This is a genomic window from Streptomyces sp. NPDC026092, assembly GCF_040638605.1.
GTDB lineage: Bacteria > Actinomycetota > Actinomycetes > Streptomycetales > Streptomycetaceae > Streptomyces.
Map to the genome: position 1 here is coordinate 38733 of NZ_JBEZYN010000017.1, position 14083 is coordinate 52815.

At 72.1% G+C, this 14083-nt stretch carries 13 protein-coding genes; 9 read left to right on the forward strand and 4 right to left on the reverse strand.

Annotated elements, in window-relative coordinates:
- The first annotated feature begins 135 nt into the window (after positions 1-135).
- The 3 genes from rplM (at position 136) to glmM (ending at position 2667) form a co-directional block, all read left to right on the forward strand.
- Positions 136-579, forward strand: coding sequence for a 50S ribosomal protein L13 (rplM, locus tag AB0F56_RS25755; RefSeq protein ID WP_362013657.1), 444 nt, complete (start codon positions 136-138; stop codon positions 577-579).
- A 45-nt stretch (positions 580-624) separates the two neighbouring features.
- Positions 625-1143, forward strand: a complete 519-nt coding sequence (gene rpsI, locus AB0F56_RS25760) for a 30S ribosomal protein S9 (RefSeq protein WP_362013659.1) — start codon at positions 625-627, stop codon at positions 1141-1143.
- Between the two features lie 165 nt (positions 1144-1308).
- Entirely contained in the window at positions 1309-2667 is a 1359-nt protein-coding gene (glmM, locus tag AB0F56_RS25765; protein ID WP_362013661.1) for a phosphoglucosamine mutase, read from the forward strand.
- Positions 2668-2673: 6 nt separating this feature from the next.
- On the opposite strand, the gene AB0F56_RS25770 is transcribed toward glmM, so the two are convergent.
- Complete coding sequence (locus tag AB0F56_RS25770; protein WP_362013663.1) at positions 2674-3633, reverse strand: DUF389 domain-containing protein; 960 nt, start codon at positions 3631-3633, stop codon at positions 2674-2676.
- Between the two features lie 32 nt (positions 3634-3665).
- On the reverse strand, positions 3666-4643 hold the full coding sequence (coaA, locus tag AB0F56_RS25775) for a type I pantothenate kinase (RefSeq protein WP_362013665.1): 978 nt from the start codon (positions 4641-4643) through the stop codon (positions 3666-3668).
- A 172-nt stretch (positions 4644-4815) separates the two neighbouring features.
- On the opposite strand from coaA, the gene AB0F56_RS25780 reads away from it, so the two are divergent.
- Genes AB0F56_RS25780 through AB0F56_RS25790 form a run of 3 tightly spaced genes read left to right on the forward strand, consistent with a single transcriptional unit; the run spans position 4816 to position 7825 of the window.
- A complete protein-coding gene (locus AB0F56_RS25780; protein WP_362013666.1) occupies positions 4816-5565 on the forward strand; it encodes a hypothetical protein in 750 nt (249 codons plus the stop codon).
- Positions 5566-5604: 39 nt separating this feature from the next.
- Positions 5605-7452 (forward strand): glutamine--fructose-6-phosphate transaminase (isomerizing), encoded by a 1848-nt coding sequence (gene glmS / locus AB0F56_RS25785; protein WP_362013668.1) that lies wholly within the window; start codon positions 5605-5607, stop codon positions 7450-7452.
- A gap of 4 nt (positions 7453-7456) precedes the next feature.
- Positions 7457-7825, forward strand: a complete 369-nt coding sequence (locus AB0F56_RS25790; protein WP_362013670.1) for a holo-ACP synthase — start codon at positions 7457-7459, stop codon at positions 7823-7825.
- Positions 7826-7953: 128 nt separating this feature from the next.
- Here the strand turns inward: AB0F56_RS25790 and AB0F56_RS25795 are convergent, their stop codons facing one another.
- Positions 7954-9303, reverse strand: a complete 1350-nt coding sequence (locus AB0F56_RS25795; protein WP_362013672.1) for a YncE family protein — start codon at positions 9301-9303, stop codon at positions 7954-7956.
- Positions 9300-9857, reverse strand: a complete 558-nt coding sequence (locus tag AB0F56_RS25800) for a hypothetical protein (protein ID WP_362013673.1) — start codon at positions 9855-9857, stop codon at positions 9300-9302. The genes AB0F56_RS25795 and AB0F56_RS25800 overlap by 4 nt, the downstream gene beginning before the upstream one ends.
- A 127-nt stretch (positions 9858-9984) precedes the next feature.
- Here AB0F56_RS25800 and AB0F56_RS25805 point away from each other — a divergent pair, with 127 nt between their 5' ends.
- The 3 genes from AB0F56_RS25805 to AB0F56_RS25815 all read left to right on the forward strand — a co-directional run bounded on the left by AB0F56_RS25805 (position 9985) and on the right by AB0F56_RS25815 (position 14081).
- The gene (locus tag AB0F56_RS25805; protein ID WP_362013675.1) at positions 9985-11454 is read left to right on the forward strand and encodes an NAD(P)H-hydrate dehydratase; all 1470 of its coding nucleotides are present in this window, start codon (positions 9985-9987) and stop codon (positions 11452-11454) included.
- Between the two features lie 281 nt (positions 11455-11735).
- Positions 11736-12884: an alanine racemase gene (gene alr / locus AB0F56_RS25810; protein WP_362013676.1), complete on the forward strand. Its 1149-nt coding sequence runs from the start codon at positions 11736-11738 to the stop codon at positions 12882-12884.
- Between the two features lie 24 nt (positions 12885-12908).
- On the forward strand, positions 12909-14081 hold the full coding sequence (locus AB0F56_RS25815) for an alpha/beta hydrolase (RefSeq protein WP_362013678.1): 1173 nt from the start codon (positions 12909-12911) through the stop codon (positions 14079-14081).
- Positions 14082-14083 lie beyond the last annotated feature (2 nt).

Below are 14083 nucleotides of genomic sequence, written 5' to 3' on the forward strand. Positions count from 1 at the left end.
GACCCTTACGCAAGTTCCCTGGAGCAGTTACCAGTGGCTCGCATACGGGCGGTGTTCCCGGCAGTGCAGGCCCCAGCTGCATGATCGCTTCAGGTGTGTCTGGACTCCATCCACTGAAGAAGCGAAGGCTACGAAGTGCGTACGTACAGCCCCAAGCCCGGCGATGTCACTCGCCAGTGGCACATCATCGACGCCCAGGACGTTGTCCTCGGTCGTCTGGCGACGACGGCTGCGAACCTCCTCCGGGGTAAGCACAAGCCGGTCTACGCCCCCCACATGGACATGGGCGACTTCGTCATCATCATCAACGCCGACAAGGTGCACCTGTCCGGCAACAAGCGTGAGCAGAAGCTCGCCTACCGCCACTCCGGCTTCCCGGGTGGTCTGCGCTCCGTCCGTTACGACGAGCTGCTGGACAAGAACCCCGAGAAGGCCGTCGAGAAGGCCATCAAGGGCATGATCCCCAAGAACACCCTGGGCCGTCAGATGATCTCGAAGCTGAAGGTCTACGCGGGCGAGAACCACCCGCACGCTGCCCAGCAGCCGGTCCCGTTCGAGATCACCCAGGTCGCGCAGTAGTTCCGGCCACATCCCCCTAAGAACGAAAGAAATCTGAGGAGCATCGTGGCCGAGACCACTGTTGAGAACCCCATCGAGGGCGAGGAGACCTACGCCGAGGTCACCACCTTCGAGTCCGAGGTCCCCGTCGAGGGCGAGTACACCTCGGAGTCCATGGCGTCGCGCTTCGGCGACCCGCAGCCGGCCGCCGGCCTGGGCCGTCGCAAGAACGCCATCGCCCGCGTCCGGATCGTCCCGGGCACCGGCAAGTGGAAGATCAACGGTCGCACCCTTGAGGACTACTTCCCCAACAAGGTGCACCAGCAGGAAGTCAACGAGCCCTTCAAGGTGCTCGAGCTCGACAACCGCTACGACGTCATCGCCCGCATCTCGGGTGGCGGCGTCTCCGGCCAGGCCGGCGCCCTGCGCCTCGGCGTGGCCCGTGCGCTGAACGAGGCGGATGTCGAGAACAACCGCCCGGCGCTGAAGAAGGCCGGCTTCCTCTCCCGCGACGACCGTGCGGTCGAGCGCAAGAAGGCCGGTCTCAAGAAGGCCCGTAAGGCCCCGCAGTACAGCAAGCGTTAATCGCCTGCTCGGTCTGCTTTGCACGTACGCCCCGGCGGCACTGCCCGTGCTGCCGGGGCGTACGTCTTTTCCTCCCCTTGAGGCCTTTCGGTCAGCTTCGGCGCGAAAACGGGCATCAGGCGTTCAGGGGTTCGCACTTTTTCGGAGCAGTTTCGGAGGACAGCTGTGGGACGACTCTTCGGCACGGACGGTGTACGCGGTGTGGCGAACGCGGATCTGACGGCGGAGCTCGCGCTCGGCCTGTCGGTCGCGGCGGCGCACGTGCTCGCCGAGGCGGGGACCTTCGAGGGCCATCGGCCGACCGCGGTGGTCGGGCGTGACCCCCGTGCGTCGGGAGAGTTCCTGGAGGCCGCCGTCGTGGCGGGCCTCGCGAGCGCGGGCGTCGACGTCCTGCGCGTCGGCGTCCTGCCCACCCCGGCGGTGGCGTACCTCACCGGAGCGCTCGGCGCGGACCTCGGTGTGATGCTCTCCGCGAGCCACAACGCGATGCCCGACAACGGCATCAAGTTCTTCGCGCGCGGCGGCCACAAGCTCGCCGACGAGCTGGAGGACCGGATCGAGTCCGTCTACGAGGAGCACCGCACCGGCGCCCCGTGGCAGCGGCCGACCGGCGCCGGCGTCGGCCGGGTCCGTGACTACGACGAGGGCTTCGACAAGTACGTCGCCCACCTCATCGCCGTCCTGCCGAACCGGCTCGACGGGCTCAAGGTCGTCCTCGACGAGGCGCACGGCGCGGCCGCGCGCGTGTCGCCCGAGGCGTTCGCCCGGGCCGGTGCCCAGGTCGTCACGATCGGCGCGGACCCCGACGGCCTCAACATCAACGACGGCTGCGGCTCCACCCACCTCGGCCTGCTGAAGGCCGCCGTCGTCGAGCACGGCGCCCACTTCGGCATCGCGCACGACGGCGACGCCGACCGCTGCCTCGCCGTGGACGCGTCCGGCGAGGAGATCGACGGCGACCAGATCCTCGCCGTCCTGGCGCTCGCCATGCGCGAGGCGGGGACGCTGCGCGGCGACACCGTCGTCGCGACCGTGATGTCCAACCTGGGCTTCAAGCTCGCCATGGAGCGCGAGGGGCTCCAGCTGGTGCAGACGGCGGTCGGCGACCGGTACGTCCTGGAGTCGATGAAGGAGCACGGCTACGCGCTCGGCGGCGAGCAGTCCGGGCACGTCATCGTCCTCGACCACGCCACCACCGGCGACGGCACCCTGACCGGTCTGATGCTGGCGGCGCGGGTCGCGGCCACCGGCAAGTCCCTCGCGGAGCTGGCCGCCGTGATGGAGCGGCTCCCGCAGGTCCTCATCAACGTGCCCGACGTCGACAAGTCCCGGGTGAAGACCTCCGCCGAGCTGGCGACCGCCGTCGGCGACGCCGAGCGCGAGCTGGGCTCGACCGGCCGCGTCCTGCTCCGCCCCTCGGGCACCGAGCCGCTGGTCCGGGTCATGGTCGAGGCCGCCGACATCGAGCAGGCGCGGGCCGTGGCCGGCCGGCTCGCCGACGCGGTGAAGTCCGCGCTGGGATAAGCGCGTTCAGTGCTTGCGTGGCGCACCCGGCGGGCGGGTCATCCGTCCCTGCTGGGTGCGCCACAGCAGTTTCCAGGCGATGAGGGTCAGGACGCCGGCGATGATGATGCCGGTCAGGTTGAGCAGCAACTGCTCGGCGGAGCCCCACATCTGGCCGAGATCGCCGTAGCTGAGGGCCACGGCCGCGTTCGCCGCGGCCGGGACGGTCGTCACCGAGATCGCCACGCCGACCAGGACGCCCGCCTTCGACGACGTCATCGAGACCACGCCGGCCACGCCCGCGAGAAGTGCCACGATGAACGAGAACGGGTCGGGCTGGAAGATGAATCCGGTGTTGGGGCGGTCCGCTTCGAGCATGCTCCGGTCGAACTGGCCCATGGCGTCCATCACCAGGCTGAAGAGGGTCGTCGCCACGATGGCCGCGGCGAAGCCGACCACCAGCGCGATCGATGAGCGGAGGACGCCCCTGCCGTCGCGCCGCACCAGGTTGGTGCTGATCCCGGCGAGCGGGCCGAACTCCGGGCCGACCGCCATGGCGCCCACGATCAGGATCGCGTTGTCCAGGACGACGCCGCAGGCCGCGATCATCGTCGCCACGATCATCAGGGCCGCGTAGGCGATCGTGAGGGTGGACTCCTCCTGCGTGGTCTCCGTGATCTGCTCCCAGATCACCGCGTCAGCCGCCTCGCCGGGCGCCTCCTCCTCCGCCTTCTCCGCGCGGTAGGAGAGAGACAGGTCCACGTTCTCGACGGCGATCGAACCGACCTTGTCGATGTCCAAGTGCCGTAGCCCCTGCAGGAGTTCGTCGCCTGCCTCGCGGGCCACGTCGACCAGGACGATGTCCCCCTCGGGCTCGCGGGCGACGCCCTTGAGCACCGCCAGATGCGTCGTGCCCACGGTGGTGTCGATGAGGTCGAGCACGGCGTCCGTGCGGACGGTCGGGGTGATGATCCGCAAGTGCAGCATGGCCGCACCTTAACGGGGTTCGGTGACGGGACTCAGAGTTTGCGCAGGGACAGCCGCTGCACCTTGTGGTCCGGGCCCTTGCGGACGACGAGGGTCGCCCGGCCGCGCGTCGGCGCCACATTCTCCAGCAGGTTGACCTTGTTGATGGTCCGCCACATCGTGCGGGCGTAGTCCAGCGCCTCCTCCTCGGAGACCTGGGTGTACTTCTGGAAGTACGAGAACGGGTTCTGGAACGCGGTCTCGCGCAGCCGGCGGAACCGGTTGAGGTACCAGGCCTCGATGTCCTCGGGCCGGGCGTCCACGTACACCGAGAAGTCGAAGTAGTCGGCGAGACCCACCCGCGTGCGGCCGTCCTTGCCGGGCAGGGCCGGCTGGAGGACGTTGAGCCCCTCCACGATCAGGATGTCGGGGCGGCGGACCACGAGCCGCTCGCCCGGCACGATGTCGTAGATGAGGTGGGAGTAGACCGGGGCGGTGACCTCGTCCTTGCCGGCCTTGATGTCGGCGACGAACCGGGTCAGGGCCCTGCGGTCGTACGACTCGGGGAAACCCTTGCGGGACATCAGGCCGCGCGCCTTCAGCTCCTGCATCGGATAGAGGAAGCCGTCGGTGGTGACCAGCTCCACGCGCGGGTGCTCCGGCCAGCGGGCGAGGAGCGCCTGGAGGAGACGGGCCACGGTGGACTTGCCGACGGCGACGGAGCCGGCGACCCCTATGACGAAGGGCGTCCCGCGCTGCTCCGCCTTCTCCCCGAGGAAGGTGTTGAGCGCGCCGCGCAGCCCGCTGGTCGCCTGGACGTACAGATTGAGCAGCCGGGACAGCGGCAGATAGATGTCCCTGACCTCGTCGAGGTCGATGACGTCACCGAGTCCCCGCAGCCGCTCGACCTCCTCGGCGGAGAGCGGCAGCGGCGTCTTGTCCCGCAGCGCGCTCCACTCGTCCCGGGTGAGGTCGACATAGGGCGTGGCCTCGGGAGGCCGGCGCTGGCTTCGTGGCGGCGAAGTGATCACCCCGCCATTGTCGGTGCTGCGGGGTGGTTGTGGGCCGTGGGCTCGGTCACGCGGAAATCCTGTTGTCGGACCCTTGCTCTACCGTGAGCATGCACATGGCCGCGTGGGCTGTGGACTTCACGCGGGGGGACGCCGCCCGGGGCGGCACAAAGGGACAGAAGGTTACATTCGTATGCGTACGTCCATCAGGATCGCCGCCGCCACCGTCACCGCCGCCTCGCTCGGGCTGCTGCTCACCGCCTGCGGCGGGGACACGAACGACGGCAAGCTGAAGGGCGACAACGACGCCTCCGCGTCCGCCGACGCGGCTCCCGACGTGAAGGCGCTCTCCGCCGCCGAGTTGGAGAAGCTCATCGTCGAGCAGGCCGACCTCAAGGGCCACCAGGTGCAGAAGGCCAAGCCGGCCGAGGTGCTGAACACCGGGGACGTCGGCGCCGACAAGGCGGCCTGTGAGCCGCTCGCCGAGGCCGTGTCGTCCGTCGCTCCCGGGGACCCGGGCGCCAGCGTCCACCGCAAGACGATCGAGGCGCGCAAGGACACCTCGGCTTCGCCGGAGGACATCATGGGCGCGCTCGCCGCCCCGGTGACCTCCGTGACCCTCGGTTCGTACGGTGGTCAGGGTGCCCAGCAGGCCTTCGCCTCCCTCAAGACCGCCGGGACCGAGTGCGCCGCCGGGTTCACGGTCAACGCGAGTGGCGAGAAGACCAAGGTCACCAAGGTCGCCCCGGAGGCCGTGGCCGCCGGTGAGGAGGCGCAGGCCTGGACCGTCACCGTCGACATGGAGGGCAAGCCGTTCGTCACCAAGCTCGTCGTCTTCCGCAAGGGCAACACGCTGGCGTCCCTCTCCACCATCAGCCTCGGCGGTCAGGTCAAGGCGCTCCCCAAGGCCGTCATCGACGCGCAGGCGGCCAAGCTCGGCTGAGTCGGGACGTCCGCACCTTTTCGGTCGTAGGCTGCCGTCATGTGCGGAATCGTGGGATACGTCGGCGGGCAGTCGGCGCTTGATGTGGTGATCGCGGGCCTCAAGCGGCTCGAGTACCGGGGCTACGACTCGGCCGGCGTCGCGGTGCTCTCCGACGGAGGTCTCGCCGCGGCCAAGAAGGCGGGCAAGCTCGTCAACCTGGAGAAGGAACTGGTGGACCGGCCGCTGTCGAGCGGCTCCACCGGCATCGGACACACCCGCTGGGCCACCCACGGCGGGCCGACCGACACCAACGCGCACCCGCATCTCGACAACGCGGGGCGGGTGGCCGTCGTCCACAACGGGATCATCGAGAACTTCGCCGCGCTGCGCGCGGAGCTGGAGGAGCGGGGGCACGATCTCGCGTCCGAGACGGACACCGAGGTCGTCGCCCATCTGCTCGCCGAGGAGTTCTCCTCCTGCGGGGACCTCGCGGAGGCGATGCGGCTGGTGTGCCGGCGGCTCGACGGGGCGTTCACCCTGGTCGCCGTGCACGCGGACGAGCCGGACGTCGTCGTCGGGGCCCGGCGGAACTCGCCCCTGGTCGTGGGCGTCGGCGAGGGCGAGTTCTTCCTCGCCTCGGACGTGGCCGCGTTCATCGCGCACACCCGCGCGGCCATCGAGCTGGGCCAGGACCAGGTCGTGAAGCTGACCCGGGAGGGCGTCGAGGTCACCGACTTCGCCGGCACCCCCGCCGAGGTACGGGCGTACCACGTCGACTGGGACGCCTCGGCCGCCGAGAAGGGCGGCTACGACTACTTCATGCTCAAGGAGATCGCCGAGCAGCCGAAGGCCGTCGCCGACACGCTGCTCGGCCGCATCGACGGGGAGGGCCGGCTCCGGCTCGACGAGGTCCGCATCCCCGACGCGGTGCTTCGCGAGGCCGACAAGATCGTGATCATCGCGTGCGGCACGGCCTTCCACGCCGGGATGATCGCGAAGTACGCCATCGAGCACTGGACCAGGATCCCCTGCGAGGTGGAGCTGGCCAGCGAGTTCCGCTACCGCGACCCGATCCTCGGCCAGCGGACCCTCGTCATCGCGATCTCCCAGTCCGGCGAGACCATGGACACGCTGATGGCGCTGCGCCACGCGCGCGAACAGGGCGCCAAGGTGCTGGCCGTCTGCAACACCAACGGGTCGACCATCCCGCGCGAGTCCGACGCCGTGCTCTACACGCACGCGGGCCCCGAGGTCGCCGTCGCGTCGACGAAGGCGTTTCTGACGCAGCTCGTGGCCTGCTACCTGCTCGCGCTGTACCTGGGGCAGGTGCGCGGGACCAAGTGGGGCGACGAGATCCACGCCGTCATCCGCGAACTCGCCCGGATCGCCGACGAGGTCGAGCGCGTCCTGGAGACCATGGAGCCGGTGCGCGCCCTCGCCCGCTCCCTCGCCCACAAGGACACCGTGCTCTTCCTCGGCCGGCACGTCGGCTACCCCGTGGCCCTCGAAGGCGCGCTGAAGCTGAAGGAACTCGCGTACATGCACGCCGAGGGCTTCGCGGCGGGCGAGCTGAAGCACGGGCCGATCGCGCTCATCGAGCAGGACCTGCCGGTGGTGGTGGTCGTGCCGTCGCCGCGCGGGCGGTCCGTCCTGCACGACAAGATCGTCTCCAACATCCAGGAGATCCGGGCGCGCGGAGCGCGGACCATCGTGATCGCGGAGGAGGGCGACGAGACCGTCGTCCCGTACGCCGACCATCTGATCCGCATCCCGGCAACGCCTACGCTGCTTCAGCCGCTGGTCTCCACCGTGCCGCTGCAGGTCTTCGCCTGCGAACTCGCGACCGCGCGGGGCAACGAGGTGGACCAGCCGCGGAACCTGGCGAAATCTGTGACCGTGGAGTGAGCGAATGATCATCGGGGTGGGGATCGACGTGGCGGAGATCGACCGCTTCGCGGCGTCGATCGAACGGACGCCGGGGCTGCTGCGCCGTCTCTTCGTCGAGCGCGAGCTGATGCTGCCGAGCGGCGAGCGGCGCGGAACGGCGTCCCTCGCGGTCCGCTTCGCCGCCAAGGAGGCCGTGGCCAAGGCCCTCGGCGCGCCGGCGGGCCTGCACTGGACGGACGCGGAGGTCTACGTGGAGTCCAGCGGCCAGCCCCGGCTGCGCGTCCGGGGCACGGTGGCGGCCCGCGCGGCGGAGCTGGGCGTCCGCCACTGGCACGTCTCGCTCAGCCATGACGCGGGCGTCGCGTCGGCGGTGGTGATCGCGGAGGGGTGAGCGCCGGGGCGGGGTGCGGGCGTGGGTCCGGGGGCCCTGCCTGGTCGCCTATCGGCCGGGCAGGGCCCCCGGGTTCGCGCGCGGACCGGGGCCACGGGAGTGGGCGCGCGCGTTCGTGGCCGCCTGCCTTAGGGCCGCTTGGGGTTCCGTCGGGTGCGGTGGCGGGTGAGCAGGACGGTGGCTCCGCCGAGGACGGCGAGAGCGGTGGCGGCGAGGGCGGTGGGGAGGGCGGTGCTGCCGGTGGCGGCGAGGCTGTTGGTGCCGTCACCGCCGCCTACGGTGCCGGTTTCGGGTGGTGCTGGTGTGGACGGCGGTACGGGCGTCGTCGAATCCGTGGGCTCTGTGGGCTCTCTCGGCTCTGTGGGGGCCGGGCTCGGGTCGGTGGTGGGCGTGGGCGCCGTCGGTGTGGGAGTCGGGGTCGTCGGCGTCGGCGTCGGCTCAGGCTCCGGTTCCGGTGTGCGGCGTTGGGTCTGGGTGACCGAGCCTCCCGCCACCGTGTAGAGGGTGTGGGCCTCCGTGTCGAGGGCCACGGCCGACGGGCGTTCCCCCGTCGTGATCGTCTCCGTCACCGCCGCCCGCTCCGGGTCCACGACCGCCACCGCGGAGGCGCCGGTCTGGGCCGCGTACAGGGTCTTGGTGCCCGGGTCGTACGCGAGGGCCTTCGGGTTGCCCTCGACCGGGATCGTGCCGGTCACCTTCTGAGCCGTCAGGTCGACGGCAGAGACCGTGCCGGCCGCCAGGTTCGCGACGTAACCCGTGCGGGTGGTCGGGTCGACCGCCACGCCCATGCTGCCGAGCGCCGTCGAGCCGAGGCTCACCGTGCCCGTGAGGCGGCCGGTCGTCCCGTCGACGGCGTTGAGGACGTTCTTGTAGACGACGGAGCCGTTCTCCATCGCGCCGCCCACGTACGTCGCGTACCCGGTGTGGTGGACGGTGTCGACGGCCAGGCCCGCGGGGTGGAACGGCAGGACCACGGGGTCGGCGACCGCCCGGGCCGTTCCGGTGTCGTACACCGTCACCGACTTGGCGGCCTGGTTGCCGACGTAGAGGCGTCGCTGCCCCGGGTCCGCCGCGAGCAGGGAGACGCTGCCCGTGACCGGGACGACGTCGTCCGTGAGTGTGCGGCTCGGCGGGTCGTACGCGGCGATCCGGGTGGACAGGCCCAGGTACAGCCGGCCGGAGCCGGCGAGGGCGAGCACCGTGGCCGGGGCGGGGAGGGCGACGGGCTCGCCGACGAGGGTGCCGGTGGCCGTGTCGTACGTGCTGAGGCGGTGGGCCGTGCCGTCGCTGCTGCTCACGTAGAGGCGGTCGGCGGCCGGGTCGACCTCGGCGTCGAGGGCGTCGCCGAGGGGCGGGCGGACGGTGCGTACGTTCTCGTGCGTCGCGGGGGCGGTGGTGGTCGACGGGGCGGGCGCCGCCACCGCCGTGCCCGTGAGGGCGACGGCGACGGCGGCGGCCAGGGTCAGGGCGCGTCTCACTGGAAGGTCACCGGGACGTACACGTCGTACTTCCGGTCCGCGCTGTCGTAGTGGTCCGCGCGGGTGACGATCGCGCAGTTCACGCCGGACTGGCCGCAGGTGACGGTGTCGGAGATCTTCGCCTTGACGTGGATCTGGACGCTGAACGAGCCGAGGCCGGCCGATTCCGTGTACGGGGAGGAGCTGGAGGGCGAGAGCCAGTACCAGTCGCTGTTCACCCAGTGCGAGGCGCCGGTCGTACCCGACTGGTCCTGGCCGCCGAGGCAGGGTGTGGGCTTGCTGTTCCAGGTGGCCGGATCGGCCGGGTTCACCCCCGCGGGTATCGCGCAGAGGCCGACGTAGACGCCCTGGTCGGGGTTGTAACCGGAGCCGCTGACGGTGACGTTGGCGCCGGCCGCGGGGGCGGTGGCGGGTGCGGTGAGGGAGAGGTTGTAGGTGCGGGAGCCGTCGGTGACGGTCCGGCCTGCGGTCGCGGCGGAGGCGGTGGAGGCGAGGCCGAGGGTGAGCGCGGCGGCGGAGGCGAGGGTGAGCGCGGTGCGGCTGATGGTGCGCATGGCGGAGGAGGCCTTCCCTGAGCGAGGTGTGATGCCTGGTTAGGTAAGGCAAACCTAAGTTGATCGGTGAAGGGGCGTCAACCCTCGCTTCCGGGACGGGGCTTGGCGGGTGGGGCAGACTGCGGGCATGCGTACCGCTTACCGCGTGGAGACCGTACGGGCCGCCGAGGCCGAGCTGATGGCAGCGCTGCCCGAGGGCGCGCTCATGCAACGGGCGGCGGCCGGGCTCGCCGCCGCGTGCCTGTCGCTGCTCGGCCGGGGCCATGTGTACGGGGCCAGGGTCGTGCTGCTCGTCGGCAGCGGGGACAACGGGGGCGACGCCCTCTACGCGGGCGTCCGGCTCGCGCGGCGCGGGGCGGGTGTGACGGCCGTCCTGCTCGGCGCGCGGGCCCACGAGCACGGGCTCGCCGCGCTGCTCGCCGCCGGGGGGCGGGTGGCGGAGGACCCCTTCGAGGCGCTCGCCGTGGCCGATCTGGTCGTCGACGGGATCACCGGGATCGGCGGGCAGGGGGGCTTGCGTCCGGACGCGGTCCCGGTCGCGCGGGCCGCGCGCGGCTCGGACGCGGTCGTGGTCGCCGTCGACCTGCCGAGCGGGGTGGACGCCGACACGGGGCGGGTCGCGGGGGAGGCGCTGCGGGCGGACGCGACGGTGACCTTCGGGGCGTACAAGCCGGGGCTGCTCATCGACCCGGCACGCGAGTACGCGGGGGCGCTGCGGCTCGTGGACATCGGGCTCGGGGAGACGCTGCCGTCGGTGCCGGACTTCGAGGCGCTGCAACACGAGGACGTGGCACGGCTGTTGCCCGTGCCGGGCGCGGAGAGCGACAAGTACCGGCGCGGTGTGGTCGGCGTCGTGGCCGGCTCCGCGCGCTACCCGGGCGCGGCGGTGCTCGCGGTGACCGGCGCGCTGCGGGGCGGTGCGGGGGCGGTGCGGTACGTGGGGCCGGCCGGGGACGCGGTCATCGCGCGCCACCCGGAGGCGCTGGTGGTGGCGGGGTCGCCCGCGAAGGCGGGGCGGGTCCAGGCGTGGGTGGTCGGGCCGGGCCTCGGTGACGAGCGTTCCGGGGTCGCGGAGGTCCTCGCCTCGGACGTACCGGTCCTGGTGGACGCGGACGGGCTCGCGGGCCTCGACGCGACGGCGGTACGGGTGCGCACGGCACCGACCCTGCTCACCCCGCACGCGGGCGAGGCGGCGGCGCTGCTGGGTGTCTCGCGGGAGTCGGTGGAGGCGGAGCGCCTCGCGGCGGTACGGGAGCTGGCGGGGCGCTTCGGGGCGACGGTGCTCCTGAAGGGCTCGACGACGCTGGTGGCGGACGAGTCGGGTCCGGTACGGGTGAACCCGACGGGCACGTCCTGGCTGGCGACGGCAGGCAGCGGCGACGTCCTGTCGGGCCTGGCGGGCTCCCTACTGGCGGCGGGCCTCCGGTCGCGGGACGCGGGCTCGGCGGCGGCGTACCTGCACGGGCTTGCGGCGCGGCGCGCGTCGGCCGGGGGCGTGTCGGGCGGCATGTCGGGGACGTCGGCCGGCGCGCCGATCGTGGCGGGCGATGTGGCGGAGGCCCTACCGGACGCGTGGCGCGACGTGGTGTCCGGATAGGCCCCCCACCCCACCCCTTCCCGAAACCCTGCCGGGGGCTGGGGAGGGGCGGGGTGGGGGTGGGGCTGTGCCCCGGGCCCCTGCGGGGACGCGGCGGCTTCGCGCCGCGTGGGGGTGGGGGCATCAGCTGTGCCGGGCCCGTTGACTGGTGCTGCCTAGGTCTGGTCGGGCCGCCGGTTGGCATGGGGGCGTTCGGTGAGCCACGCCGAGGGGTGTAAGGGTGACCGGGGCTACAGCGGAGGTAGGCGGCCCTGGAGCTGACACCTGAGAGACTGGGCGCGATGACTGAGACACCGCCGCCCCGACGAGCCCGCGCCGAGATCGACCTCGGTGCGTTGCGTGCGAACGTTCGTACGCTGCGTGCCCGCGTCGCGCCCCACGTCCAGGTGATGGCCGTGGTCAAGGCCGACGCGTACGGCCACGGCGCCCTCCGCTGCGCCCGCGCCGCGCTCGAAGCGGGTGCCACCTGGATCGGCACCGCCACCCCGCACGAGGCGCTCGCGCTGCGCGCCGCCGGGATCACCGACGCGCGGATCCTGTGCTGGCTCTGGACCCCGGGCGACCCCTGGGCCGAGGGCATCGAGGCCGGGCTCGACATGACCGTCAGTGGGATGTGGGCCCTGCGGGAGGTCGTCCAAGCAGCCCGCGAGACCGGGAAGTCCGCTCGTATCCAGCTCAAGGCCGACACCGGGCTCGGCCGCAACGGGTGTCAGCCCGCCGACTGGCCCGCACTCGTCGGCGAGGCCCTCAAGGCCCAGAAGGACGGGCTCGTCACCGTCACCGGGCTCTGGTCGCACTTCGCCTGCGCCGACGAGCCCGGCCACCCCTCCATCGCCTCCCAGCTCGACGTCTTCCGCTCGATGCTCGACTACGCCGAGAAGGCCGGCGTCGAGCCCGAAGTGCGGCACATCGCCAACTCCCCGGCCACCCTCACCCTCCCCGAGACCCACTTCGATCTTGTTCGGCCCGGGATCGCCATGTATGGCGTATCGCCCAGTCCCGAAGTCGGCACCCCTGCCGACTTCGGGTTGCGGCCCGTCATGTCGCTCATCGGCAGCGTCGCGCTCGTCAAGGAAGTGCCCGCCGGGCACGGGGTCAGCTACGGGCACCACTACGTCACCCCGAGCGAGACCACCCTCGGGCTCATCCCGCTCGGGTACGCCGACGGCGTCCCGCGCCACGCCTCCGGACGCGGCCCCGTCCTCGTCGGCGGACGGATCCGGCGGGTGGCCGGGCGGGTCGCCATGGACCAGTTCGTCGTCGACCTCGGCGGCGACGCCGTCGAGCCCGGCGCCGAGGCCGTGCTCTTCGGCCCCGGCGACCGGGGCGAGCCCACCGCCGAGGACTGGGCCCAGGCCGCCGACACCATCGCGTACGAGATCGTCACCCGCATCGGCGCCCGCGTTCCGCGCGTCTATGTGAACGAGTAAGGACCTATCCAACAGGGAGCGTCAGTGAGTGAGTCCAGCACCGACAACTGGCGGCGTGCCGGGCTCGCCGGCGCCGCGATAGGCGTCCTGGCCGCCGGCGCGGCGGCCGGGGTGGCCATCGAGCGGCTCACCGTCGGGCGCGGCATGCGGCAGAAGGCCCGGCTCGCCCTCGACGCCTCCGCGCCCTACGGCTCCCTGCGCGGCACCCCCGGCAAGGCGCCCGCCGACGACGGCACCGCGCTGTACTACGAGGTCGACGAGGTCGAGTCGGACGCCCCCGCGCCCCGCCGCCGGCGGCTCTTCGGCCGCAAGGCCCCCGCGCCCGTCACCGTCGTCTTCAGCCACGGCTACTGCCTCGGCCAGGACTCCTGGCACTTCCAGCGCGCGGCCCTGCGCGGCCTCGTCCGTACCGTCTACTGGGACCAGCGCAGCCACGGACGGTCCGAGCGCGGCCGCGCCCAGTCCGGGCCCGACGGCCTGCCCGTCTCCATCGACCAGCTGGGCCGCGACCTCAGGGCCGTCATCGACGCCGCCGCCCCCGAAGGACCGCTGGTGCTGGTCGGGCACTCGATGGGCGGCATGACGATCATGGCGCTCGCCGACCGCTACCCGGAGCTGATCCGCGAGCGGGTCGTCGGCGTCGCCTTCGTCGGTACGTCGGCGGGGAAGCTGGGCGAGGTGAACTACGGACTGCCGATGGCCGGGGTCAACGCGGTGCGGCGGGTCCTGCCGGGCGTCCTGAAGGCCCTCGGTTCGCAGGCGGAACTCGTCGAGCGGGGGCGCAGGGCCACGGCCGACCTGTTCGCCGGGCTGATCAAGAAGTACTCGTTCTCGTCCCGCGAGGTCGACCCCGCCGTCGCCCGCTTCGCCGAGCGGATGATCGAGGCCACCCCGATCGACGTGGTCGCGGAGTTCTACCCGGCCTTCGCCGAGCACGACAAGGCCGCCGCGCTCGCGGCCTTCCGCGACCTGCCCGTCCTCGCCCTCGCCGGTGACCGCGACCTCGTCACCCCCAGCTCGCACACGGAGGCCATCGCCGATCTGCTCCCGGACGCCGAGCTGGTCATCGTGCCCGACGCCGGGCACCTGGTGATGCTGGAGCACCCGGAAGCCGTGACGGACCGGCTCGCCGACCTCCTCGCGAAGGTCGGAGCGGTGCCCGCGACGGCGGCGAACGCGGGGGCCGGCAACAGCTAGGT

Bases quoted from the DNA above. Each gene is read 5' to 3' on its own strand.
- AB0F56_RS25770 (WP_362013663.1), bottom strand. From the start codon at position 3,633: ATGCTGCACTTGCGGATCATCACCCCGACCGTCCGCACGGACGCCGTG.
- AB0F56_RS25780 (WP_362013666.1), top strand. From the start codon at position 4,816: ATGCGTACGTCCATCAGGATCGCCGCCGCCACCGTCACCGCCGCCTCG.
- glmS (WP_362013668.1), top strand. From the start codon at position 5,605: ATGTGCGGAATCGTGGGATACGTCGGCGGGCAGTCGGCGCTTGATGTG.
- AB0F56_RS25790 (WP_362013670.1), top strand. From the start codon at position 7,457: ATGATCATCGGGGTGGGGATCGACGTGGCGGAGATCGACCGCTTCGCG.
- AB0F56_RS25800 (WP_362013673.1), bottom strand. From the start codon at position 9,857: ATGCGCACCATCAGCCGCACCGCGCTCACCCTCGCCTCCGCCGCCGCG.
- AB0F56_RS25805 (WP_362013675.1), top strand. From the start codon at position 9,985: ATGCGTACCGCTTACCGCGTGGAGACCGTACGGGCCGCCGAGGCCGAG.
- alr (WP_362013676.1), top strand. From the start codon at position 11,736: ATGACTGAGACACCGCCGCCCCGACGAGCCCGCGCCGAGATCGACCTC.